This window comes from Streptococcus sp. 2018WUSS126, assembly GCF_044427425.1.
Lineage (GTDB): Bacteria > Bacillota > Bacilli > Lactobacillales > Streptococcaceae > Streptococcus > Streptococcus hashimotonensis.
In genome coordinates this window covers 1-23,271 of record NZ_JAOTGB010000004.1, presented here as the reverse complement: position 1 = coordinate 23,271, position 23,271 = coordinate 1, and the positions used below count along the sequence as shown (strand labels likewise).

Here is a 23,271-nt window from a genome sequence, read left to right as displayed (position 1 = left end):
AAAAGCATCGGATTTTGAATTCGATGCTTTTTTTGATATTTTAAGAGGCTATTTCAGTACCCATTCTCTAAGAGCGTGGGCTACACCGCTCTCATCATTTGACTTCGTAATGTATTTGGCGATTTTCTTCAATTCAGGATTTCCGTTTTCCATGACAACAGGATTACCAACAACTTCCAACATTGGACGGTCATTTTCTTGGTCACCGATGGCCATAGTTTGATCCATAGTTAGTCCAAGCTTCTCAGCTAGATGAATGATAGCTTGTCCCTTGTTAACAGTTTTAGGGGTGATTTCCAAATAAAATGGTGCTGATTTTGCTACGTTGTACTTCTCAGTCAAGCTGGTCGGTAGAAGTGGAATAGCAGCATCAAGAATTTCTGGCTCATCAACCATCATTGTTTTGATGATTTCCTTGTCAGCCATTTCTTCAGGAGTGCGATAGAAAATGGGTGCACTTACTAGTGTTGATTCGTAAATGGTGTATTTACCGATGTTACGGTTAGCAGTATAGATGCCTTCCTTGGTGCTGGCATGCATTGGGAGCTTGAGTTTACGGGCAGCAGATTCGATGTCGAGATAGTCCTCATAAGTCAAGGTATCTTTGACAATATCCTCACCAGTTGCTGCATCTTGGACTAAGCCACCGTTAAAAGTGATGACGTAGTCACCTGCTTCTGTAAGATTGAGTTCTTCTAAAATTGCTTGAACACCGGAAATGGGGCGACCAGTAGCAATAACAATTTTAACGCCTGCTTTTTTTGATTCTTGGATTGCTGAGTGTACTTCAGCTGTAATTTGGTGTTGACTATTTAGTAGTGTACCATCAATATCGATGGCGACAAGTTTAATGCTCATTTGATTCTCCAATTATAAAATGATCGTTATGTATGTGGCTGTTAAAATCAGCTATTTGAGGTGCGAAAATTCCTGTTTCTTCTAACATTTCTTTTGGGAAATAGAAGCGGCTATCGCCATGGATTGTGCCTGATAAGGAATGGACAATTGGTGACAGAGAGGATAGTTCTACCAAGGTTTCATCTTTGCGATAAATCTCAATTTGAGTCCGTTTCTTTTCTGCATTCGGTCGGTAAATGTCATACGGCAAATCAAAGTTGTGGTGAATAGCAGTATAGTATTCTGGGTCAAACCCGACGTCTGCGACCAGGCTACGCAGGCGGTCCAAAGCTTCCTCTTCTTCGGCCTTGAAAGTGATGGATTTGAGCACTTTCCTATTGATATAGCGCTGGGCTAAGTCAGATAATATACGATCTGGTCCATCTATCCATGATTGAAAGTAAGTATTCATAACTCCATCATCAAGACTGAGGTAGTCGGTTAGACGGATACGATGCTCAAAAAAAGGTAATAGCCGAGGTGAAGTTCGTGCAAAAAACTCCTGTTCACTAGTATATAGTAGTTTGGCACGATTGAGTAAATTCTGCAATAGGACTTCCATAGAGCGGCTTGCTGGATGAAAATAGACTTGCATGTACATCTGGTAGCGGCTGAGAACGTAGTCTTCTACTGCATGCATACCAGATTCTTTGAAGGCAATTCCGTTTTCTGTCGGGCGAATGACACGTAATATCCTAGTTAGGTCAAATTCACCATAGTTCGCACCCGTGAAGTAGGAATCTCGTAATAGATAATCCATCCGGTCAACATCAATCTGGCTCGAAATGAGTTGAACGACCTGTTTATTTGGATAGGTGTGTTTGATAACACTAGCAACCTTGTCTGGAAACTCAGGTGAAACTTGTTTCAACAGAGCATTGATTTCCGTTTCTGGACTAGTAATAATTGCACAGGTCATTTCCTCATGGTCTGTATCAAATAGACGCTCGAAGGTATGAGAATAGGCTCCGTGTCCGACATCATGGAGTAGCGCAGCAACCATGGTCAGTAGGGACTCATTTGTATCCCAGATTTGTGGATACTTGTCTTCAAATTTTTGAGTAATCCGTCTGGCGATTTCGTAGGCGCCGAGGCAGTGCGAAAAGCGGCTATGCTCGCCACCATGGAAGGTATAGGAAGTAGTCCCTAGTTGCTTGATGCGGCGTAGTCGCTGAAATTCTTTTGTATTGATAAGTTTATAAATCAGCTCATGATCAACATGTACATAGTTATGAACTGGATCGCGAAATACTTTTTCTATCATAGTTTCATTATAACAAAAAAGGGAGATAAATTCCTGATTTTTCTAAAACACAAGGATATTGCTATGTACCCAATGGAATCTTTTGGTATAATGGAGAAATGAATAATCAAATTATCTTATTAACAATTCAGGTCTTTATTGTAGCCCTGATTCTTTGGATGCTTTACACAATTCTATCCTATACTAAAAAGCACGATATTTCTCTAAAAGAGAAATTTTGGACAGGATTTGGTATCGGTTATGTTACTGATTTGCTAGACACCTTGGGGATTGGAACCTTTGCAACGACAACCACTATGTTTAAACTGACAAAGTTGGTGGAAGACGATCGTAAAATTCCTGCGACCATGACAACGGCGCACATCATACCAGTCTTAGTAGAGGCGCTATTGTTTATTACGATAGTTGAGGTTGATATGGTCACTCTGATTGCTATGGCAGCAGCGGCATTTACGGGTGCCTTTATTGGTGCCAAGGTAACTCAAAAATGGGATACAAAGAAAGTTCAACGAATTCTTGGGATTTTACTAATTATTGCAGCCTGTTTCATGGTCTATCGCATGATTACTAACCCTGGCGCAGATCTTACCAATGAAGTAAAGGGCTTAACTGGTTGGAAACTGGCTGTTGGTATTGCCTTTGATTTTATGGTGGGAATGCTGATGAGTATGGGACTGGGTAACTATGCTCCTGAGTTAATTTTCTTCTCATTGATGGGAATTAGTCCAGCGGTTGCTCTTCCAGTTATGATGTTGAATGCTGCTATGATTATGACAGCTGGTGCCAAGCAGTTTATCCAATCAGGACGAGTAAACTGGCCAGGAGTTCCAGGAATCATTGTCGGTGGGGTGCTAGGTGTTTTGACAGCCGCTTTCTTCCTATCAAATTTGGATATTAATAATTTGAAAATTTTAGTTGTTTTCATTGCAGCGTATACAGGCTTTACTCTGCTTCGTTCATCCTTTGTTACTAGGATTAAAAAATAGTAGGAGGAACTATGGATATTCATTTACGAAATGAAATTGATCTGGACGGGCAGATTGAGGTAGTGGATCAGCAATTTCAAGTGGAAGTTAAGGAAAAAGATGGGAATCTCTATCTCATTTATAGTAACGATGAAGCTGAAAAAGTTGTCATAAAATGTGACGAAGAAGAGTTAGTGATGACACGCTTTTCCACTCCGAAGTCTATTATGCGATTCATTTCTGGTAAAGAAGCTATTGTGACCATTCCTACACCGTTAGGAATCCAGCATTTTGTGACCGATACAAAACGTTACCAATTAAACCGTTCGGATCAAAGTGTCCAGTTGCAATATGAATTAAAGGGATTGGAGAACCAGCAGCTTTTTGCTTCCTATAATTTGGAAATCTCGTGGAAATAATCTCTTATTTCCAGAAAAATATTCTTGAATTTCTCGGGATTTTTGATATAATAGTTAACAAATCGAGGGAGTAGCTAGCGGAAAATTCCGTGATATTGTCGTCAATCCGACTTGTTTCCGGCAATATATTAAATAGCGAGACTTGTTTTAATAAAACAGGTCTCTTTTTTATTGTAGAAGGTAGAGAAGAGGCCGAAAAGGAGAAGGAAATTGTCAAAAGAACAAAAACGCGATTTGTTTTATACACAAGGCGAAGAGCAAGTATTGTCAAGCATGGAGTCTTCTTTAGACGGTTTGTCTAGTAGTGAAGCTAGCAAACGTCTGGCAGACTATGGTCGTAATGAATTGGATGAGGGTGAGAAACGTACACTCTTGGCTAAATTCTTGGATCAGTTTAAGGATTTGATGATCATCATTTTGATTGCAGCAGCAATCTTGACGGTGATTACAGAAGGTTCACACGGTTTGACAGATGCCATTATCATCTTGGCCGTGGTTATCTTGAACGCTGCCTTTGGTGTTTATCAAGAGGGTCAAGCTGAGGCAGCTATTGAGGCGCTAAAAAACATGTCAAGCCCAGTTGCGCGTGCGCTTCGTGACAATCATGTAGTCGAAGTTGATTCTAAAGACTTGGTACCAGGTGACATCGTCTTGCTTGAAGCAGGTGATGTTGTCCCTGCCGATATGCGTTTGTTGGAAGCTAACTCCCTCAAAATCGAAGAAGCAGCTCTTACAGGTGAGTCTGTACCAGTTGATAAAGATTTGTCAGCAGTTTTGGCTGAAGATGCACCAATCGGTGACCGTGTCAACATGGCCTACCAAAACTCAAATGTTACTTACGGACGTGGTCTTGGTGTGGTTACAAATACAGGTATGTACACAGAGGTTGGGCACATCGCTGGCATGCTTGCTAATGCTGATGAGACTGATACACCATTGAAGCAAAACTTGCACCAGCTATCAAAAGTCTTGACATATGCAGTTCTTGTAATTGCAGCGGTAACGATGGCTGTTTCAGTCTTCGTACGTGGTGAAGGTATCTTGCCTGCTCTTATGACTTCTGTAGCTCTTGCGGTTGCGGCCATTCCAGAAGGTTTGCCAGCTATTGTAACGGTTGTCCTTTCACTTGGTACTCAAGTATTGGCTAAGCGTAATTCTATCATCCGTAAGTTGCCTGCTGTTGAAACACTTGGTTCAACTGAAATCATCGCATCAGATAAAACTGGTACTTTGACTATGAACCAGATGACTGTTGAAAAAGTCTATACAAACGGTCAATTGGTGGATGCTAAAGAAGCTTTGGATGCAAGCAATACAACGCTTCGTGTTATGAACTTTGCCAACGATACAAAAGTTGACCCAACTGGTAAATTGATCGGTGACCCAACGGAAACGGCACTTGTTCAATTTGGTTTGGATCAAAACTTTGACGTTCGTGAAGTCTTGGTATCGGAGCCTCGTGTGGCTGAATTGCCATTTGATTCAACACGTAAATTGATGTCAACTATTCACCAACAAGCTACTGGAAACTTCTTTGTAGCTGTTAAAGGTGCCCCAGACCAATTGCTCAAACGTGTAACGCAAATTGAAGAAAATGGGACAATTCGTCCGATTACCGATGCGGATAAACAAGCCATTCTTGCAACTAACAAGGACTTGGCTAAACAAGCCCTTCGTGTCTTGATGATGGCTTACAAGTATGTTGATGCTATTCCTGAATTGGAATCTGACGTTGTTGAAAACGACCTTGTCTTCTCAGGTTTGGTTGGTATGATTGACCCTGAGCGTCCTGAAGCGGCAGAAGCTGTTCGTGTTGCTAAGGAAGCTGGTATCCGTCCAATCATGATTACGGGTGACCACCAAGATACAGCTGAGGCGATTGCAAAACGTCTTGGTATCATCGATCCAAACGATACAGAAGACCATGTATTTACAGGTGCAGAGCTCAACGAATTGACGGATGAAGAGTTCCAAAAAGTCTTCAAACAATACTCGGTATACGCTCGTGTATCTCCAGAACATAAGGTTCGTATCGTTAAGGCTTGGCAAAATGATGGTAAGGTTGTTGCCATGACTGGTGACGGTGTTAACGATGCGCCATCACTTAAGACAGCCGACATCGGTATCGGTATGGGTATCACAGGTACGGAAGTTTCGAAAGGTGCTTCTGATATGGTCCTTGCAGATGACAACTTTGCAACTATCATTGTGGCGGTTGAAGAAGGACGTAAAGTCTTCTCAAACATCCAAAAAACCATCCAGTATCTCTTGTCAGCCAACACTGCTGAGGTATTGTGTATCTTCCTTGCTACCCTCTTTGGTTGGGACGTATTGGAGCCAGTTCATCTTCTTTGGATCAATTTGGTAACAGATACACTTCCAGCGATTGCCCTTGGTGTTGAACCTGCTGAACCAGGTGTTATGCAGCACAAACCTCGTGGTCGTAACTCAAGCTTCTTCTCAGGTGGTGTCTTGAGTTCGATTATCTATCAAGGTATCCTTCAAACAGCACTTGTCTTGGGCGTATATGGTTTTGCACTTCTTTACCCAGAGCATGCTGGAGATAACCATGCCATTCATGCGGATGCTCTTACGATGGCATATGTTACTCTTGGATTGATTCAGTTGGTGCATGCCTTCAACGTTAAGTCTGTTTACCAATCTATCTTTACCGTTGGGCCATTCAAGAACAAACTCTTTAACTGGTCTATCGTAGCTGCCTTCTTGCTCTTGATGGCGACTGTTGTGATTCCAGGATTCAATACCTTCTTCAAGGTATCTATCTTGACACCGACTCAATGGATGGTAACAGTAATCGGTTCAGGTCTCATGGTTGTCGTTGTAGAAATTGTTAAATTTGTTCAACGTAAGTTGGGATTGGATGAAAAAGCTATCTAATATAGTTATTCAGCTTATCTTTTATTACTTCGTTAACTCGACTTGCCGTACTTCAGTACAGCCTGCGCCTCGTTACCTTGTACTAAAAGCAAATATCATTTGAAAAAGCTCAGATTTAGTGGTCTGAGCTTTTTTCTGTACTGATAATGTATTTTGGGAAGATTGCTTGTCCCAACAACGTAATGGCTAATGCTAGTATGAGGAGGATGGTTTTGACAAGAGTTGGTAAGTTAAACAGTAAGGCGATTGGTACGATAGCCAAGCTGAAGTAGTAGAGAATGAAGTACCTGCTATTTTCCATTATTTGGACCCTATCGCCTTCCTTAACTTGAATGGCTGATTTTTTATCCCCTCGAATGCTTAGTGTAACAGATGGTTGTGTAATTGGTAAGCTTAGAATTTTACCTTGAGTAACTGTCCCAGCAATTTTTTCATCTACCAGGAGTGGAAGTTTTTGGGAGGATAGTTGTTTGATAGGTTTTGGATAATGAATAATAACTCTCATATGAACCTCCTTGTAATCTAGTTTCATTATAGCAAAAAAGAAAAAAATGTAAACGGTTTCTGATACTGTTTTCCCCTACAGGCTTGCTTGAAGAATAAGAAACTGCTATAATTTTGAAGAGGTAGGAGTTTATATGAATTATCTTCAGAATTATATTTTAAGTAAAAGCAGTTATTTGCCATCTGATAAGTTATTCATTCTGCAAAAAGAACTAGAAGATTTAGATGATGAGGCTTTAAACGTTCTTATGATGGTTGAGATGCGTCAACCTCTTGTCGCTCTTATTTTGGCTATTTTCTTCGGTGAGTTTGGTGTCGACCGTTTTTATGTCGGGAATAAAGAATTGGGATTTGCCAAGCTGATTGCTTTTGCAGTATCTTTTGTTACGCTATTTATCTTGATTGGTTTCTTGTTATTTTTTGGACTTTATTTGTGGAAGTTTATTGATTGCTTCTTAATCATGCGAGCATGTAAGGAAGCGAACTTTGAGCGTTTGATGCTACAAATCCATCAATATAAGGCTTTTCAGCATAGCAATCAGACATTTTAATAAGATATTTTTTGGAATAAGGGGAGGCTTGGTAGTGTCTTCCTTTTCTGTTTTTAGTAGGCTGTAAAGTACTTGTAATATGGAACGAGCTTTGTCACAGAAGTGACATTTTATAGAACAGCATTTATGATATAATGATAAAATATGCTAGTTGAGAGGAGAATTTCTATGCAGACAAAGAAAATGAGTATGTTTTTATTTTTTGCCTATCTCCTTTTACTTACTTGGATGATTGTCTTTAAGATGGACTTGAGCATCGTATATGGACGCTATGGTTATGCTAGTATAAACTTAATTCCGTTTGCAGGAACAGCGGTCTATGATGGAGTGCTGGATTTTCCAGAAATTCTATTTAATATTGTAAGTTTTATTCCCTTTGGTATTTATATGGAAATGCTATTTCGCAAGGCATCGTGGGTGGCTAATCTATGTTTGATTATGTTAGTGAGTCTCTGCTTTGAGGTTCTGCAATATCTTCTTTTACTTGGGGTTGCAGATATAACTGATTTACTGGCTAACGGCTTAGGGGGAGCAATCGGTATTAATATCATGTATGTCTTGACCAGTATTTGGCGGGAGAAGGCCTATGTTCGTATGAATATTTTTTGTTTTGTACTAACGTTTTTTGTTATATTAATAACTTATTTAGCTATGTAGGTCTTGCTAAATATATCCAAAGTTTGCTAAAATGAATATAATGAATATTAAGGAAGAGATTATTAAATTATCTCAGGAAATCGGAATCTCGAAGATTGGTTTTACAACGGCTGATGATTTTGCTTATTTGGAGAAATCACTTCGTGCTAGTCAGGAAGAGGGGCGTTCGTCAGGATTTGAACACAAGAATATCGAAGAACGTATCCGTCCCAAACTGTCGTTAGAATCTGCCAAAACCATCATTTCTATCGCGGTAGCTTATCCTCGACATTTGCCTGTCAAACCGCAGAAGACCCAATACAAACGTGGGAAGATTACCCCTAGTTCATGGGGGCTTGATTACCACTATATCTTGCAAGATAAGATGGAGCGTTTGGCACGGGGAATTGAGAAACTGACGGATGGTTTGGAATACAAGGCTATGGTAGATACAGGAGCTTTGGTGGATACAGCGGTCGCTCGTCGTGCAGGAATTGGCTTTATCGGGAAGAATGGGCTAGTCATTTCTAAGGAATTTGGTTCCTATATGTTTCTAGGAGAATTAGTGACCAACCTGGACATCGAACCGGATCAACCAGTAGATTATGACTGTGGCGATTGCAATCGTTGTGTTGCAGCCTGTCCAACGTCTTGTCTATTAGGTGACACGACTATGAATGCTCGTCGTTGTCTGTCCTTTCAGACACAGGATAAGGGTATGATGGACTTGGAGTTTCGTAAGAAAATCAAGACGGTCATCTATGGTTGTGATATTTGCCAGATTTGTTGTCCTTACAACAAGGGAATTTCCAGTCCACCTGTGGTGGAGATCGACCCTGATTTGGCAGAGCCTGAGCTGATTCCATTCTTGGACTTGTCAAATGGGCAGTTCAAGGAAAAATTTGGCATGATTGCTGGTTCTTGGCGGGGGAAAAATATTCTCCAGCGCAATGCCATCATAGCCTTGGCTAATAGTAATGATCGCTCTGCTATTCCCAAACTCCTAGAAATCATCGATAAAAAACAAAATCCGGTCCACATGGCAACGGCTATCTGGGCCTTGGGGCAATTGGTTAAACAACCCAATGATGAGATGGTAGACTTTATTGCAGGCATTTCATCAGACAATGATGATGTTATAGCGGAGCAAGCGGCCTTTCTCAACATGGTCAAGGATTTACAAATGTGATATAATAAAGATTATGAATAAAAATGAGGTGTATATGGATACAGCAGAAATTCGCCAAAAGATTGAAGAACTTGGCAAAAAATTAACTTCCTTTAGGGGGTCTCTTTGACTTAGAAGGTCTGGAAGAAGAGATTGCCATTCTTGAGAACAAGATGACGGAGCCAGATTTCTGGAATGATAATTTGGCAGCCCAGAAGACGTCTCAGGAGTTGAATGAATTAAAAAATACTTATGGAAATTTCCATCAGATGTTGGATTTATATGATGAATCCGAAATTTTGCTAGATTTTCTAGCAGAAGACGAGTCTGTTCGGGATGAACTGGTTGAGAAGTTGGCAGAATTGGACAAAGCCATGACTGCTTACGAGATGACCCTATTGTTGTCAGAACCCTACGACCACAATAATGCGATTTTGGAAATCCATCCAGGTTCGGGTGGTACCGAGGCACAAGACTGGGGAGAAATGCTTCTGCGGATGTATCAGCGTTATGGAAATGCCAAGGGTTTTACAGTTGAAACCTTGGATTATCAAGCTGGTGATGAGGCAGGTATTAAGTCCGTAACTCTAAGCTTTACTGGGCCAAATGCCTATGGCTTGCTTAAGTCAGAAATGGGTGTTCATCGGTTGGTGCGCATCTCACCTTTTGACTCAGCTAAGCGTCGTCATACTTCCTTTACATCTGTAGAGGTAATGCCTGAGTTGGACGATACCATTGAAATTGAAATCAGAGATGATGAAGTGAAGATGGATACCTTCCGGTCAGGCGGTGCTGGTGGACAGAACGTCAACAAGGTCTCAACGGGTGTTCGCTTGACGCACATTCCGACAGGGATTGTAACTCAGTCCACAGTTGACCGTACTCAGTATGGAAACCGAGACCGTGCAATGAAACTCTTGCAGGCTAAATTGTATCAATTGGAGCAGGAGAAGAAAGCGGCAGAAGTAGACTCACTCAAGGGAGACAAGAAAGAAATCACTTGGGGAAGTCAGATTCGTTCTTATGTCTTTACACCTTATACAATGGTAAAAGACCACCGTACTGGTTATGAGGTGGCTCAAGTCGATAAGGTTATGGACGGAGACTTGGACGGCTTTATAGATGCTTATTTAAAATGGCGAATTAGCTAAGAACCTGTATTTACAAGTGAGGTGCTTGTATATAAGAGATAGTTTTTCGCTCATCAAGGAAGTTTTTTGAGAGAATACGGACTGTATTTTGAAAAAAACGTTCTCAAATCTAAAGAAAGGACTGTCTAAGACAGGAAATCCTATGGGAATAATAGAAATGAAAGACGTTTCCAAGAAATATGGAAACGGAACGACTGCCCTTCGCGGAGTATCAGTCAATGTTGAAGCGGGAGAATTTGCCTACATTGTAGGTCCTTCTGGTGCAGGTAAGTCAACCTTTATCAAACTCTTGTATCGGGAGGAAAAGCTCGATAAGGGGAGTTTAAAGGTTGGTAAGTTTGACCTTGCAAAAATTAAAAAGAGAGATGTTCCTCTTCTACGTCGTAGTGTAGGAGTGGTTTTCCAAGACTACAAACTCTTACCTAAAAAGACTGTCTTTGAAAATATTGCTTATGCGATGGAAGTTATCGGTGAGAAACCACGGAATATCAAGAAACGTGTAATGGAAGTTTTAGATTTGGTTGGTTTGAAGCACAAGATTCGTTCTTTCCCAAATGAACTTTCAGGTGGTGAGCAACAGCGGATTGCTATTGCCCGTGCCATTGTAAATAATCCTAAAGTATTGATTGCTGATGAACCAACTGGTAACTTGGACCCTGAAAACTCTTGGGAAATCATGAATCTATTGGAGCGAATTAACTTACAGGGGACAACGATTTTGATGGCGACACACAATAGTCAGATTGTGAATACACTTCGTCATCGTGTTATTGCGATTGAAGATGGTCGTGTAGTACGTGATGAAGCGGAAGGAGAATATGGATACGATGAGTAATCGATTTTTTAGACACTTTATTGAGTCATTGAAGAGTTTGAAGCGAAATGGTTGGATGACGATTGCAGCCATTTCATCTGTAGCCATTACCCTTACCTTGGTTGGTCTATTTGCTTCAGTTATTTTGAACACGGCAAAGCTCGCTTCGGATTTGGAACAGAATGTACGCATCAATGTGTATTTGAGAGCGAACTCAACCGATCAAGCTGAGACGATTGTGAACGAAGCAGGAGAGACGGTAGCTAATCCAGATTATAAAAAGGTGTATAATCAGATTACAGCCTTAGAAAATGTACAATCTGTCACTTATTCAAGTAAGGATGAACAGTTGCAGAAATTAACAGCTACCTTGGGAGATACTTGGAACCTATTCCAAGGAGATGCCAATCCACTTTACGATGCTTATATCATTGATACGACTGAACCGCAGTATGTAAAAACTGTTGCAGCAGAGATTGCTAAAATTGATGGTGTTACAGAGGTTCGAGATGGTGAAGTAGAGACAGAGCGCATTTTCAAGTTGGCTGATTTAGTTCGGACTTGGGGATTGGCAGCGACTGGTTTGTTGCTCTTTACGGCGGTCTTCTTGATTTCCAATACTATTCGAATTACCATTATTTCTCGTAGCCGTGAAATTCAGATTATGCGTCTGGTTGGTGCTAAAAACAGTTATATTCGTGGACCATTCCTCTGGGAAGGTGCCTGGGTAGGGTTCCTCGGAGCTATTTTACCTTCTGTTTTAGTCTATTCTCTTTATAAGATGATCTATACTTCAGTAAATGCTAGTCTTGCTAGTCAAGATTTGTCTCTGATTAGTATGAATGTCTTTGTTCCAGGAATGATTGGCGCACTTTTTGTAATTGGTATTATTATTGGTTCCTTGGGATCAGTCATTTCCATGAACCGCTACTTAAAAATTTAATAGACAAGCTACATGTAAAAAGGTCTGCACAATAATGAGGCAGACCTTTTTGTTATGGATGTCTATGGTGAGAAGATTTGTTCATCTCTTGCTTAATAGTACAGTCGCAGGAACAATCTCCGCAGGATCCTTTTCCTTTGATGAGACTGCGAATAGCAAGAGAAAATAAGATGACGATGATGAGAAAGAGGATAAGAGTAGGCATTAATATTCTCCTTTTTCTAATGTTTTTAGCGTGACGATTGGAAGAGTATTGGCTGTTTTTTTCACTAGGCTGTAGATGGCTGTGATAATTAGAAAGATAGCGATAAATGTCCAGACGGTTGGTAATTGTCCGTAGATAAGTACAAGACCAAGCTGATAGATAACCAAACTACTTGCATAGGCTAAACCTGTTTGAAAACCGATAGCAATCCATGTCCACTTGGCTTCTCCCATTTCACGGTGAATGGCACCAATAGCCGCAAAACAAGGGGCACAGAGGAGATTGAATACTAGGAAGGAATAGGCTGATAATGCGGTATAGTCTTGTTGTAAAAGCCCCCAGAGTTCGGGATTTTCTTCGGTTGTTTCTCCTAATTTATAGAGGATACCAAAGGTGGCAATGACGGTTTCCTTGGCTAAGAGACCTGTAATGGCTGCAACAGTTGCTCGCCAATTTCCAAAACCAAGTGGGGCAAAGAGGAGAGAAAAACTGCGTCCAATGGAGGCTAAGATACTCTCATCTGTTTCTACCATTTGTAAAGACCAATTATAGGAACTACTGAACCAAATAATGATGTTGGTCACAAATATAATGGTACCAGCTCGCTTGATAAAACTAAGGGCCTTATCGAATGCATACCGGAGAACCGTACTGAGTTTCGGTAAGTGATAAGATGGTAATTCCATGATAAAGGGGCTTGCGACTCCACCGAGCTGCTTGGTCTTTTTTAGTGCCATTCCGGATAGGACGATGGCGGCCATACCGACAAAATAGGCGCTTGGAGCAATCCAAGGATTGTCAGGAAAGAAAGCACCGGCTACCAGCGAAATGATAGGAAGTTTGGCAGAACAGGGCATGAAGGTTGCTGTCATAATGGTGATTTTTCGGTCCTGTTCATTTTCAATAGTCCGACTTGCCATGATTCCAGGAACGCCACAGCCTGTGGAAATCAACATGGGAATAAAGGATTTGCCTGATAGACCAAAACGTCTAAAAATCCTATCCATGACAAAGGCTACTCGGCTCATATAGCCGATGTCTTCCAAGATTCCCAAGCAGACGAAGAGGACGAAAATTTGTGGTACAAAACCGAGGATGGCTCCGCATCCTGCAATAATGCCATCAAGGACCAGAGATTGTAGCCAGCCAGCGATTTCAAATCGATCTAGATTTTCCTGAATAAGGCCTGGAACAAGCTCTCCGAAGAGGATATCATTCACCCAGTCCGTCCCCATTGTGCCAACCGTTTGAATAGACAGGAAGTAGGTCAGCCACATGACTGCCGCAAAGATAGGGAGGGCAAGAAAACGATTGGTAACAAGTCGGTCTATGTTATCAGACAGGTTAAAAGCCTTATCGCTGTCTTTTGTGACCAGTTCTGTGATTTTCTCGATAAATTGGTAGCGTTGATTGACGATAATGGCTTCCATATCGTCTGCGTAAATTTTTTCCAAAATGGCAATGATTTCGGTCAAATCAAGCATGTCTTGTGCATTGAGTTGCAATTGGTCCAGAATGACTTGATCTTGTTCGAGTAGCTTAATAGCGTAGAAGCGTTTTTGATGATTTGGGATGGAATCCGATAATAGGTCAATAACTTGGGCGAGACCGGCTTCAAATTGCTTATCATACTGAGGATAGATTGGCTCGGCTTGCTGATTGGTAATTTTTTCTACTTCATGGAGGAGCTGGGATATACCTAGCTTTTTTAGTGCACTGATAGGCTGTACAGGAACTCCCAATTGATAGGAGAGCTGGTCGCTGTTTATTGAGCGACCTTGACTTTTCAGGGCGTCTGTCATATTGAGGGCGATAACAGTAGGAAGGCCCATTTCTAATAACTGCAAGGTCAGATAGAGATTTCGCTCCAAGTTTGTTGCATCAAGGACGTTGAGGATAGCAGCTGGTTGGTCCGCTATCAAATAATCTCTGGCAACCCGTTCTTCTGGTGTGTAGGGAGATAGCGAGTAGATACCTGGTAAATCTTGAATTAGTAAATGTTTTCGCTTTTTGATCGTTCCAGATTTTCTTTCAACGGTGACTCCAGGCCAGTTACCAACACGTTGGTTGGTTCCTGTTAGGAGGTTGAAAAGAGTTGTTTTTCCGCTATTTGGATTTCCTGCAAGGGCGATGTGTTTTGTCATTTCTTCACCTCGCTTGTGATTTGAACACCAATCATTTGCGCTTCAGATTTGCGTAGTGTCAGCTCGTATCCTCTCAAGGTAATTTCGATTGGATCTCCCAGGGGTGCGACTTTTTTGAGAAATAGCTGCGTGTTCTTTGTAAGTCCCATATCCATGAGGCGACGACGGAGTGCACCTGTTGCATAGATGTCCATGACCTTAGCTGAGCTACCAATAGGTGCCTCAGATAGATTGATTATTTCCGTAGCTGACTTTTCTATTAAAACCAGAGATTCAATAATTTCTCTGTCTAGGGCTAGACGGCTTGCCTTGACTTGGAAAATAGCATTGGTCTTGGTTTTTGAAATGATGCGAATCTCTTCTCCGACTTTTAAACCCAAGTGCGCTAAGTGTTTACGAATATCATCTTGCGTTAGACAATCTTTGACTAAATAAGATTGTCCAACTTGAAGGTTTTGCAGTTTCATATTGATTCCTTTGTGATTTTTATAACAATAGTATAGCATAATTCCTTAAAAGTGTCAGATAATTTTTAGGAACGACTTATTTTCTCTTTATTTTTGGTAAATTCTCAAAGTAAGTTCTAGTTTCAGACATTCTAGAAGTTAGTCTGAGAAAAGTAAAAGTGTATGGCAAATTGAAAGAACTATATTTATTCTAATTTCTTGACTTATTTATAAAATATCCTACAATATGACTGTCAGGAGTTTGGCTCCATAAAGTTTACATTTAGGACTTGGTCCCATATCGTGATGAGACTGGGCTCAAGCCCAGCGCCACTTCTCAGAGTTCGTGTCAACCTCTCAGTGCAGTGGTTGATTGGCTTTAACATTCACTACTCTGAATGTTGGAGTTGTGCGGGTGTGGGAGTGAAACAGTCCAGTGGACTATTTTAGCCCGAGCCTACATATGTTTTTGACTAGTCGAATTCTTTCTCATTCCCTTTTCTTTTTAAAAAACAAAAAATCCCAACACTCTCTGTCGTAAAATTTGAGTGTAGGGTGACAAGTATAGTAAAAAACTGCTTTTCAGTAGGTCTCTTTCCTACACCCATTTTAACAAAATAGAAAGGGTAAATCAATGGCATATTTTGAATGCTGTAGCAATTAGGCACAAATTCACAAAAAATCAAATCTCAGCCAGGTTACTTGGAAAAAATACGAGTATACAGAAAAGAAAATAAAATTATATTTCGAAAATACGAAACTATGCGAAATAACCAACAGTATGTAGCAACAAGTACTGAATCAATTTGCCAGTACTCACCACAGGAAACAGTTGAAAAGTTCCATTATCAAGTAAAGACAGCCGTGAAGATGGCGGTACATGAGGGCATTATTGAGCGGAATTTCTGCGATTTTACTACCATACGTTCATCAGTAGAGTCCGAACCAAAAGAAGCAAAATTTCTTAAAATCGACGAGTATACAAGTCTTATCGAATGTGCCAGACAGAATATTCGATACCACTCCTACGTCATTATCTACCTAATAGCAGGTACAGACATACGCTTTGCTGAAGCATTGGGGCTGACATGGAATGACATCAGCTTTGAAAACAAGATTATAGATGTCAACAAGATATACAACTACAATACCACCTTTGACTTTGCTCCGACTAAGAATACCAGTTCAGTGCATAAAATACCTATCTATGATCATACTGTCAAGTTGATGAAAGACTATAAAGAAAAGTGCTGGATTGAGAATAATCAGAATAGAGTCTATGCTTCTGATTAAGAAGATTGTCGGTCGAAATGTTCATATACATTCATTGAGACCTACCTACGTATCTTACCTGATTACGCAAGGAGTAGAGCTCATCTCTATCTCTCAATTACTTGGACATGAAAATTTAAACATTAAACTCAAGGTCTATGTCCATCAGCTTGAATCATTAAAAGAGAAGAGCAATGACAAGGTCAGAAAAATCTTCTAAAAATTTGGGGCAAATTGGAGAAGACATAATAAAAACCCTTGTGTATCAAGGGTTTTAACGTTATTCCATGCTAGTTGCCGGGATTGAACCGGCGACCTCATCCTTACCATGGATGCGCTCTACCGACTGAGCTAAACCAGCAGTACTTGATTAGTATATCATATCTCAAAAAAATGTCAATGGATTTTTTTAAAATAAAAAGAAAAAGAGAGTGCCTAACTTTTCAAAGTAAGTTAAAGTAAGTTCTAGTCTAACACCAAAACTGGAAATTAGACTGAGATGAAAAAATCAGGTAGAACTTACTACTGGACAAGTCAGTATCTGACAATTTATGCCAAACGCAAGGTGGATGTCGAACTCGTATTTGGTAGGATGAAGGGTGTTTTTGGCGTGCGTAGAGTCCATGTCAGAGGATAAAAGGTAGTTGAAACAGAGATAGGATACTTCCTAATGAATATGAATTTAACGAAATTGGCTAAAAAATTAGCCAAAGGTAGTAACAACAAAAAGAAAAACACAGACAGTTCGGCTGGATTTCATCAAAATCAGCTCAATCTATCTGTGTTTTCATTTACTGGCTAGTTTTGCCAGCCTCTTATATTTTTTACCTAATAGTAGGAGACATGCCTGTCTCATAGTTAATTTCCGCTAAAGGTGATACATTTTCTAGTGTAACGGTAGTAATACCGTAATTGTCTACTACTTCTTTTTCGCCGCCTAAACTAATCTGTAACGCCTGCCCTTCTGAGTCAATACCAACATACTGCAAAATCACTTGACGAGGGACTAGTTCATTGTCTTGATATACCGGAGTTACTTTATAATCTAACCAATAGTTTGGGTGTAAAGCTAACCAGCTATCCAGTCTATTCTCGTAATAAAGCATTCCTTCTGGATTACTATCATTAGCTCCCGATAGGGCTCCTGTGTTAAGGTAGGCTGTCATGGTCACCAGGTTTCTAGCCTCGTTATTCAAACCGCTAAACTGATAACCAACTAAATGCCCCCTATTCATTAACCAAGTTTTTTTCCCGTTATATGGTACTTTGTAATTAAACCAACCAACAGGATTGTATGTCAAAGTTTCTCGTGTCAGCGTAGGTTCGTCTTGGTCTCTGAGCTGGATATGTGCATAGGTAGGTCGGTTGAGACTATCTAGCTCTCCAAGCGAAAGTTGTCTATTTTGCCCATCAAATGGCAATGTACCAGGGATATTACTAACATCCGTGCGAAGTTCGATATGTGAAGTACTCGGGAATTTCTTAATCCTCTTCCCGGTACTAGCTTGGCTAGGGATAGCGGAGAAAGCGGTTACAAAAATTAACAAAGCAATTGCTAATTTTTTCCAAATGCAACGATATTGTGTAGACATATTAATATCTCCTTTGTTTTATTTTTCGATTTAATTGTATCACTAAAATAAAATCAATCAACTATAGTAATAAAAAGTCATGATAAAAAAATAATTCTCAATTTTTTTAATTTTTTTGCGAATTAAAATAGATGAAGAAGTTAGACTGCAGAGAAGCTGCAGGGGGTGATGAGGAAATTGGAGTCGTTGTCCCCAATTCGCTCCAAAAGTAAAAAAGAATGTATTAATGAGTTGTAAAAATAAATTTAAAATGCGATTAAATCGGCTATTTTACATTTCTACCAATACAAGTATTTTTAAAATATCCCAGAAACCAGCATAAATAAGGAACGGCCTATTCAGGCTGTTTTTTTAAAAAAATCCCTTGACATGAATGTTTATTATGGTAGAATAGGGCTTAGAAATATGAAAGGAGTAAAACAAATGAACAAGCAACTTGTCATGCAGCAAGCTATTTTTTATCATACACTCCTTTCTAAGCAGGAAAACAAAGCTCATTGATGAACTTTTGTCGTTTTTCGTGGGCTATATTTTGAAACGTTGAGACAATCAAGCACTGTGGTCATGGTGTGATAAAAATTGTCGACTATGTTCAAGAGCTGGTCTATTTTTGTGGACTTACACAAGCCTAGGTGGAGTGAGATGCTTCCCTAGGCTTTTTTGTGCGCTTAGAAAGGTAAGGTCTATCAACTGTTACTCATTGAATAAAGTGGCAAATGATAGGTTATAGATTTGTAAAGGAGATATATGTTTCGATTAATTTTTGACTACATCAAGCGTCATAAGTGGCTCTATCTATTGGTTGCTGTGACCTTGATTATTTATGACGCCACACTTTTGCTACCAACGCAAATCATACAGCGGATGGTCGATATACTGACCAAGAATGAATTGACTCAGGCCATATTGGTTCAGGAGATGACCTTATTGTTATTGGTAACAGTGCTGAACTATGCAACAGCCTTCATTTGGCATCTGAAATTATTTCAGGCCTCTGTCAACTTCAAGTTTGATATGCAGCAACGTGCCTTTAAAAAATTAGTAACCATGCGGACTCCATTTTATGAAAAATTCCGCTCAGGAGATGTCATGACTCGTTTTTCAACGGATGTGGATGGCCTGATGGAGATGGTGGGTTACGGTCTTATGATTGTCGTCTATGCAGGCGGTATGTTGGCTTTTATCATTCCCACGATGTTCTTTATTGATTGGAAAATTTCGCTAGTAGCTTTACTACCGATGCTATTCATGACACTATGTATATTTTTTATCGGGAGAAAACAAGATAAGGCGATTGATGCCAATAGGGAAGCTGTAGCCCAGCTCAATAATGAAGTTTTGGAGGTCATCGAAGGTATTCGAGTGACTAGGGCTTATAGTAAAAAAGCAACTCAAAAGGCTCAATTTCAAGCTCGTACCAAGCAATTGGCTCAAGGTGGGGACCGCATCACTTCCTTGCAATCATTGTATAATCCATTAGCCACAGTCTGTTTGGGATTATCTACTATTTTCGTGCTTCTCATGGGGGCACAAGCCGTGAAAGCAGGGCAACTGACCTTGGGACAAGTAATTGCCCTTCAATTGTATGTCGGTTCGCTTTTAGAGCCGTTTTGGACACTAGCAGATTTCATCCTTGTTTATCAGACTGGTAAGACATCTTTTGAAAAACTGCAAGAGCTGATTGAGACGGGTGATGATTTGGAGGCTGATGGTTCTAAGGAAATTGCAGAGCTGTCTAGCATTTCCTTCAAAAATTATAGCTTTAGTTATCCACAGGCAGAAAGAGCCAGCCTACAGGACATCAATTGGACACTGAAAGCAGGGCAAACTGTAGGTATCGTTGGGAAGACTGGTTCTGGAAAAACGACCTTGGTTCGCCAATTCTTACGCCAGTATCCGATTGGTCAGGGAAATTTTTTCATCAATCATCAATCTGTTTTAGACTTTAAACGTTCTAGTATAGAGGAAAAAATTGGCTATGTTCCACAAGAACACATTTTGTTTTCAAGGTCTGTTGGAGAAAATATTGCCCTTGGGAAAGTAGCTAGTAGCTCTGAGGAGATTGAACAAGCCATTGCCACAGCAGCTTTTAGTCAAGATTTAAAACGGATGAGTGATGGTCTTGATACCATGATTGGTGAGCGTGGTGTGTCTATTTCTGGCGGTCAGAAACAACGGATTTCCATCGCCCGTGCTTTCCTGCGAGAACCAGATTTGTTAATTCTAGATGATTCTTTGTCGGCAGTGGATGCTCGGACAGAACGCCAGATTATCCAAAATATTCAAAAAGAACGTGCAGGCAAAACCAATGTCATCGTGACCCATCGTCTATCTGCTGTCAACCATGCAGACTGGGTACTAGTCTTGGATGAGGGGCGTATCGTTGAGGAAGGGCGTCCAGCTGATTTGCTTGCCCAAAGAGGTTGGTACTATGAACAATACCAACGACAACAAAGCCAGGAAGGAGGAGAGTAATGACTATTTTAGGTTTTTTATTAAAACAAATCGGTCGTGTTAAGTGGCTATTTATAGTAGCTGTCGGCTTCTATCTACTGGCTTCGACCATGGTTCGATTGGCTCCTCTGCTGATTCAGCAGGCGATTGATGGGCCGATTACGGATTTGAGCAAGGGTTTGCCCTTTGATGAAGCTGTTTTCTTAAACCAGTCAGTTCAATACATGGTAATGATTATTCTGGGAGCTATTGGCTTCTACCTATCTATGCGTTTACTTATGCATTGCGCCAATCGTATTGCTGAAAATCTACGTAATCAAGCCTACGATGTTATGCAACGGTTGCCTATTTCTTATTTTGATGATAAGCCCGCTGGAAAAATTGCAACTAGAATTGTCAATGATACAGAAACCCTGCGGACACAATTTTATGGGACCTTAGTTAATGTCTTTAACAATATTGTTCGTTTGCTCTTTACATACGGTGTTCTATTTTACATGAATAGGAGTCTCGGTTGGCTGATGTTACTCTTGATACCACTCTATATCGGTATTCAATTTGCTTACAAGAAAATGACAGACAAGCCAATGAAGGATTTTTATGATGCAAGGAGTGACGTCAATACGCAGGTGAATGAGACCATGAATGGTGCAAGTTTGATTCAACTTTTTGGACAAGAAGAGCGCATCATGAGAGAATTTGAAGTGACTGCTGACAAGATGCGTCGGGCAGATAATAAGATTATCTGGGCCCAGTCTCTTGCCACGTGGAATCTGAGTGGTTTTCTGCAAAATTTGGTCATTGCTGCGATTTTAACGGTAGTCGGCTATCAGTTTCTTGCGGGACAGGATGGAGTTACAGCTGGGAAACTCTTTGTTTATGTCAACTATATCGAAGGAGTCTTCATTGCTTTGGGAGCGCTGGTTCAACAGTTCCCAAATATGCTTCGCTCTTTTGAAACAGGTAAGCGTCTAATGGCCCTTCTAGAAGAAGAGGTGGAGGACGACTGTGATCGTATTTTGGAAGTTGAACAAGGGCAAGTCGTGTTTGAACACGTGAACTTTAGCTATGAAGAAAACAGACCAGTTTTGAAAGATATTACCATTCGGGCAGAAAAAGGAGAAACAGTTGCTCTGGTTGGGCATACTGGGTCTGGTAAGTCTTCTATTATGAACCTCCTCTATCGTTTCTATGATCCACAGGAGGGACGTGTACTGATTGATGGGAAAAATATCCGTGATTATTCTCGTGAAAGCCTGCGCAGTCACATGGGGATTGTTTTGCAAGATCCCTATCTCTTTACAGGGACGATTGCCAGCAATGTTTCCATGAATGAAGAGGAAGCAGATAGAACAAGAATCATGCAGGCGCTAGAAAAAGTTGGTGCAAGGCCTATGCTATCTCGCTTAGAGAAAGGGATTGATGAACCGGTTGTTGAGAAGGGGGCGGCCTTTTCAAGTGGGGAACGTCAGTTGATTGCCTTTGCGCGGACACTCTACTCTGATCCTAAAATTCTGATATTGGATGAAGCAACTTCTCATATTGATACGGAGACGGAAGAAATTATCCAACATGCCATGGAAGTGGTAAAAGAAGGTCGGACAACCTTTATTATTGCTCACCGACTTTCTACCATTCAAAATGCAGACCAGATTCTTGTCTTAGATCAAGGTCGAATTATTGAACATGGGAAGCATGAAGAATTGGTTGCACGTGGTGGAGTATATGCTCAAATGCATGAGATTCAAGCAAAGGTGTAATAAGCAGTTAAAAATTCCAAGCTTTGGCTGGAATTTTTTGCTATAATTGACTCATGAAAGCCTTAATTTTTGATGTAGATGATACGCTTTATGACCAGATTCAACCGTTTGAACGTGCTTTGGAAAGACATATTGAAGTAGCAAGAGAGCAAATTGAACCACTCTACCTTTCCTTTCGCAGATATGCGGATGAAGTATTTAAAGCGACAGCAACTGGAAAGATGAGTCTGAAAGACAGTCATATTTATCGGATGAAACATGCTTTGGCAGATTTTGGGTATCAGGTGTCTGATGCAACAGCCTTAGCTATTCAAATAGATTATGATTATTTTCAAGGGCAGATAGAGCTCAGTCCAGTGTTTCCAGAAATATTTTCGTGGTGTCAGGCGCAAGGAATTACAATGGGGATTATTACGAATGGACCTTATAAACATCAGTTGAGAAAGATACGCACGATGGGGTTAGTTAATTGGTTTGAGCTAGAACATGTCCTTATTTCTGGACAAGTTGGTATCACAAAGCCAAATCCTGCTATTTTTCAACTAATGGAAGAACGTTTGGGGATGTGAACTGCTCCCTGTCAAGTGGACAATGAAATAATAAAAGATTAGGCGACGGCCTTGTTCCTCATTTCAAGAGGGGCAAGGCCGTTGTTGCGTTCTTGAAATCGTTGATGATTATAAAAATAGATGTAGGCATCAATATCTGAAACTAGCTCCTCAAAGGTCTTATACTTCTTCAAATCATAGCACTCCGTCTTAAAGTGCCCAAAGAGACTCTCAATTGGTGCATTGTCAATACACTTACCAACACGAGACATAGAGCGTGTCATCTGATACTGAGTCGTCAGACGGTAATAATCTTTCGAAGTATATTGTGATCCTCGATCGCTATGAATTAATGGTGTCGCATCAGGATTAGCTGTTCGGGCTTTACGAAGCGTTTCTAATACCAACTCATTATCATTAAACTGACCAACCACATAAGCGACAATAGAGCCGTCATAAAGGTCCTTAATCGCACTCAAATAGGCTTTACAGCCGATACCGTACTTCAAGAAAGTCACATCTGTACACCATTTCTGATTGGGGGCAGTAGCTGTAAAATCACGATTGAGAATATTGTCTTCTACATTGACAAAGCTAGTCTTGGTGCAATATCCCTTGGATCTTCTGATAATGGAGCGAA

At 40.5% G+C, this 23,271-nt stretch carries 21 protein-coding genes, 1 tRNA gene and 2 pseudogenes; 15 read left to right on the top strand and 9 right to left on the bottom strand.

The window, feature by feature from the left end; translation table 11 throughout:
• Window positions 1–48: 48 nt before the first annotated feature.
• Together yidA and ODU34_RS02465 are read right to left on the bottom strand one after the other, a co-directional pair.
• Window positions 49–858 (bottom strand): sugar-phosphatase, encoded by an 810-nt coding sequence (gene yidA / locus ODU34_RS02470; protein WP_009909496.1) that lies wholly within the window; start codon window positions 856–858, stop codon window positions 49–51.
• Window positions 848–2,161, bottom strand: a complete 1,314-nt coding sequence (locus tag ODU34_RS02465; RefSeq protein ID WP_002936179.1) for an HD domain-containing protein — start codon at window positions 2,159–2,161, stop codon at window positions 848–850. The genes yidA and ODU34_RS02465 overlap by 11 nt, the downstream gene beginning before the upstream one ends.
• 98 nt (window positions 2,162–2,259) lie before the next feature.
• Here ODU34_RS02465 and ODU34_RS02460 point away from each other — a divergent pair, with 98 nt between their 5' ends.
• From ODU34_RS02460 to ODU34_RS02450, 3 genes are all read left to right on the top strand, one after another.
• The gene (locus tag ODU34_RS02460) at window positions 2,260–3,147 is read left to right on the top strand and encodes a TSUP family transporter (RefSeq protein WP_398578357.1); all 888 of its coding nucleotides are present in this window, start codon (window positions 2,260–2,262) and stop codon (window positions 3,145–3,147) included.
• An 11-nt stretch (window positions 3,148–3,158) separates the two neighbouring features.
• Window positions 3,159–3,545 (top strand): DUF1934 domain-containing protein, encoded by a 387-nt coding sequence (locus tag ODU34_RS02455; RefSeq protein WP_172033142.1) that lies wholly within the window; start codon window positions 3,159–3,161, stop codon window positions 3,543–3,545.
• 210 nt (window positions 3,546–3,755) lie between these two features.
• Entirely contained in the window at window positions 3,756–6,443 is a 2,688-nt protein-coding gene (locus ODU34_RS02450; protein ID WP_398578356.1) for a cation-translocating P-type ATPase, read from the top strand.
• 115 nt (window positions 6,444–6,558) lie between these two features.
• Here ODU34_RS02450 and ODU34_RS02445 read toward each other — a convergent pair whose 3' ends face one another.
• Window positions 6,559–6,948, bottom strand: coding sequence for a hypothetical protein (locus ODU34_RS02445; RefSeq protein WP_398578355.1), 390 nt, complete (start codon window positions 6,946–6,948; stop codon window positions 6,559–6,561).
• 133 nt (window positions 6,949–7,081) lie between these two features.
• On the opposite strand from ODU34_RS02445, the gene ODU34_RS02440 reads away from it, so the two are divergent.
• The 6 genes from ODU34_RS02440 (at window position 7,082) to ftsX (ending at window position 12,210) form a co-directional block, all read left to right on the top strand.
• Window positions 7,082–7,498, top strand: coding sequence for a TM2 domain-containing protein (locus tag ODU34_RS02440; RefSeq protein WP_014637624.1), 417 nt, complete (start codon window positions 7,082–7,084; stop codon window positions 7,496–7,498).
• 168 nt (window positions 7,499–7,666) lie between these two features.
• On the top strand, window positions 7,667–8,155 hold the full coding sequence (locus ODU34_RS02435; RefSeq protein WP_015646579.1) for a VanZ family protein: 489 nt from the start codon (window positions 7,667–7,669) through the stop codon (window positions 8,153–8,155).
• Between the two features lie 40 nt (window positions 8,156–8,195).
• Window positions 8,196–9,323, top strand: coding sequence for a tRNA epoxyqueuosine(34) reductase QueG (gene queG / locus ODU34_RS02430; protein WP_105115569.1), 1,128 nt, complete (start codon window positions 8,196–8,198; stop codon window positions 9,321–9,323).
• Window positions 9,324–9,357: 34 nt separating this feature from the next.
• Window positions 9,358–10,453, top strand: a protein-coding gene (gene prfB, locus ODU34_RS02425; protein WP_105135597.1) for a peptide chain release factor 2 whose coding sequence is annotated in 2 segments (ribosomal slippage) — window positions 9,358–9,429 and window positions 9,431–10,453 — 1,095 coding nt in all. Because the reading frame shifts where the segments join, the coding sequence is not laid out codon by codon here.
• Window positions 10,454–10,595: 142 nt separating this feature from the next.
• The gene (gene ftsE, locus ODU34_RS02420) at window positions 10,596–11,288 is read left to right on the top strand and encodes a cell division ATP-binding protein FtsE (RefSeq protein WP_002936190.1); all 693 of its coding nucleotides are present in this window, start codon (window positions 10,596–10,598) and stop codon (window positions 11,286–11,288) included.
• Entirely contained in the window at window positions 11,281–12,210 is a 930-nt protein-coding gene (gene ftsX / locus ODU34_RS02415; protein ID WP_398578354.1) for a permease-like cell division protein FtsX, read from the top strand. Before ftsE ends, ftsX begins: the two co-directional genes overlap by 8 nt.
• 52 nt (window positions 12,211–12,262) lie before the next feature.
• On the opposite strand, the gene ODU34_RS02410 is transcribed toward ftsX, so the two are convergent.
• The 3 genes from ODU34_RS02410 to ODU34_RS02400 are packed head-to-tail and all read right to left on the bottom strand — an operon-like array spanning window position 12,263 to window position 15,026.
• Complete coding sequence (locus ODU34_RS02410; protein WP_105119105.1) at window positions 12,263–12,415, bottom strand: FeoB-associated Cys-rich membrane protein; 153 nt, start codon at window positions 12,413–12,415, stop codon at window positions 12,263–12,265.
• Window positions 12,415–14,559 carry a ferrous iron transport protein B gene (gene feoB / locus ODU34_RS02405; protein WP_398578353.1) on the bottom strand — a complete coding sequence of 715 codons (2,145 nt, stop codon included), beginning with the start codon at window positions 14,557–14,559 and terminating at the stop codon, window positions 12,415–12,417. Before feoB ends, ODU34_RS02410 begins: the two co-directional genes overlap by 1 nt.
• A complete protein-coding gene (locus tag ODU34_RS02400; RefSeq protein WP_014637631.1) occupies window positions 14,556–15,026 on the bottom strand; it encodes a ferrous iron transport protein A in 471 nt (156 codons plus the stop codon). Before ODU34_RS02400 ends, feoB begins: the two co-directional genes overlap by 4 nt.
• A 741-nt stretch (window positions 15,027–15,767) precedes the next feature.
• Between ODU34_RS02400 and ODU34_RS02395 the strand changes: the two genes are divergently transcribed.
• Both ODU34_RS02395 and ODU34_RS02390 read left to right on the top strand, forming a co-directional pair.
• Entirely contained in the window at window positions 15,768–16,298 is a 531-nt protein-coding gene (locus ODU34_RS02395) for a tyrosine-type recombinase/integrase (protein WP_105148306.1), read from the top strand.
• The gene (locus ODU34_RS02390) at window positions 16,285–16,497 is read left to right on the top strand and encodes a tyrosine-type recombinase/integrase (protein ID WP_105148305.1); all 213 of its coding nucleotides are present in this window, start codon (window positions 16,285–16,287) and stop codon (window positions 16,495–16,497) included. The genes ODU34_RS02395 and ODU34_RS02390 overlap by 14 nt, the downstream gene beginning before the upstream one ends.
• A gap of 68 nt (window positions 16,498–16,565) precedes the next feature.
• On the opposite strand, the gene ODU34_RS02385 is transcribed toward ODU34_RS02390, so the two are convergent.
• Window positions 16,566–16,638, bottom strand: a tRNA-Thr gene (locus ODU34_RS02385).
• Between the two features lie 186 nt (window positions 16,639–16,824).
• Between ODU34_RS02385 and ODU34_RS02380 the strand changes: the two are divergent.
• Window positions 16,825–17,010: pseudogene (locus ODU34_RS02380) on the top strand (transposase); the annotation flags it as partial.
• 91 nt (window positions 17,011–17,101) lie between these two features.
• Here ODU34_RS02380 and ODU34_RS02375 read toward each other — a convergent pair.
• Window positions 17,102–17,869, bottom strand: a complete 768-nt coding sequence (locus tag ODU34_RS02375) for a DNA/RNA non-specific endonuclease (RefSeq protein WP_105148304.1) — start codon at window positions 17,867–17,869, stop codon at window positions 17,102–17,104.
• A 747-nt stretch (window positions 17,870–18,616) separates the two neighbouring features.
• Between ODU34_RS02375 and ODU34_RS02370 the strand changes: the two genes are divergently transcribed.
• The 3 genes and pseudogenes from ODU34_RS02370 to ODU34_RS02360 all read left to right on the top strand — a co-directional run.
• Window positions 18,617–20,344, top strand: a complete 1,728-nt coding sequence (locus tag ODU34_RS02370; protein ID WP_029186307.1) for an ABC transporter ATP-binding protein — start codon at window positions 18,617–18,619, stop codon at window positions 20,342–20,344.
• Window positions 20,344–22,083, top strand: a complete 1,740-nt coding sequence (locus ODU34_RS02365; protein ID WP_105178708.1) for an ABC transporter ATP-binding protein — start codon at window positions 20,344–20,346, stop codon at window positions 22,081–22,083. The genes ODU34_RS02370 and ODU34_RS02365 overlap by 1 nt, the downstream gene beginning before the upstream one ends.
• A gap of 53 nt (window positions 22,084–22,136) precedes the next feature.
• Window positions 22,137–22,649, top strand: a pseudogene (locus ODU34_RS02360) (HAD family hydrolase); the annotation flags it as partial.
• Between the two features lie 41 nt (window positions 22,650–22,690).
• Here the strand turns inward: ODU34_RS02360 and ODU34_RS02355 are convergent.
• Window positions 22,691–23,271, bottom strand: a 581-nt coding sequence (locus ODU34_RS02355) for an IS3 family transposase (protein WP_205032623.1), incomplete at its 5' end; no start/stop codon positions are given.

Excerpts from the sequence above, each read along its gene's own strand:
- ODU34_RS02445 (WP_398578355.1), bottom strand. The coding sequence starts at position 6,948 with ATGAGAGTTATTATTCATTATCCAAAACCTATCAAACAACTATCCTCC.
- ODU34_RS02375 (WP_105148304.1), bottom strand. The coding sequence starts at position 17,869 with ATGTCTACACAATATCGTTGCATTTGGAAAAAATTAGCAATTGCTTTG.
- ftsX (WP_398578354.1), top strand. The coding sequence starts at position 11,281 with ATGAGTAATCGATTTTTTAGACACTTTATTGAGTCATTGAAGAGTTTG.
- ftsE (WP_002936190.1), top strand. The coding sequence starts at position 10,596 with ATGGGAATAATAGAAATGAAAGACGTTTCCAAGAAATATGGAAACGGA.
- ODU34_RS02435 (WP_015646579.1), top strand. The coding sequence starts at position 7,667 with ATGCAGACAAAGAAAATGAGTATGTTTTTATTTTTTGCCTATCTCCTT.
- ODU34_RS02440 (WP_014637624.1), top strand. The coding sequence starts at position 7,082 with ATGAATTATCTTCAGAATTATATTTTAAGTAAAAGCAGTTATTTGCCA.
- ODU34_RS02400 (WP_014637631.1), bottom strand. The coding sequence starts at position 15,026 with ATGAAACTGCAAAACCTTCAAGTTGGACAATCTTATTTAGTCAAAGAT.
- ODU34_RS02390 (WP_105148305.1), top strand. The coding sequence starts at position 16,285 with ATGCTTCTGATTAAGAAGATTGTCGGTCGAAATGTTCATATACATTCA.
- ODU34_RS02465 (WP_002936179.1), bottom strand. The coding sequence starts at position 2,161 with ATGATAGAAAAAGTATTTCGCGATCCAGTTCATAACTATGTACATGTT.
- ODU34_RS02395 (WP_105148306.1), top strand. The coding sequence starts at position 15,768 with ATGCGAAATAACCAACAGTATGTAGCAACAAGTACTGAATCAATTTGC.
- ODU34_RS02410 (WP_105119105.1), bottom strand. The coding sequence starts at position 12,415 with ATGCCTACTCTTATCCTCTTTCTCATCATCGTCATCTTATTTTCTCTT.
- feoB (WP_398578353.1), bottom strand. The coding sequence starts at position 14,559 with ATGACAAAACACATCGCCCTTGCAGGAAATCCAAATAGCGGAAAAACA.
- ODU34_RS02455 (WP_172033142.1), top strand. The coding sequence starts at position 3,159 with ATGGATATTCATTTACGAAATGAAATTGATCTGGACGGGCAGATTGAG.
- ODU34_RS02370 (WP_029186307.1), top strand. The coding sequence starts at position 18,617 with ATGTTTCGATTAATTTTTGACTACATCAAGCGTCATAAGTGGCTCTAT.
- yidA (WP_009909496.1), bottom strand. The coding sequence starts at position 858 with ATGAGCATTAAACTTGTCGCCATCGATATTGATGGTACACTACTAAAT.
- queG (WP_105115569.1), top strand. The coding sequence starts at position 8,196 with ATGAATATTAAGGAAGAGATTATTAAATTATCTCAGGAAATCGGAATC.
- ODU34_RS02460 (WP_398578357.1), top strand. The coding sequence starts at position 2,260 with ATGAATAATCAAATTATCTTATTAACAATTCAGGTCTTTATTGTAGCC.
- ODU34_RS02365 (WP_105178708.1), top strand. The coding sequence starts at position 20,344 with ATGACTATTTTAGGTTTTTTATTAAAACAAATCGGTCGTGTTAAGTGG.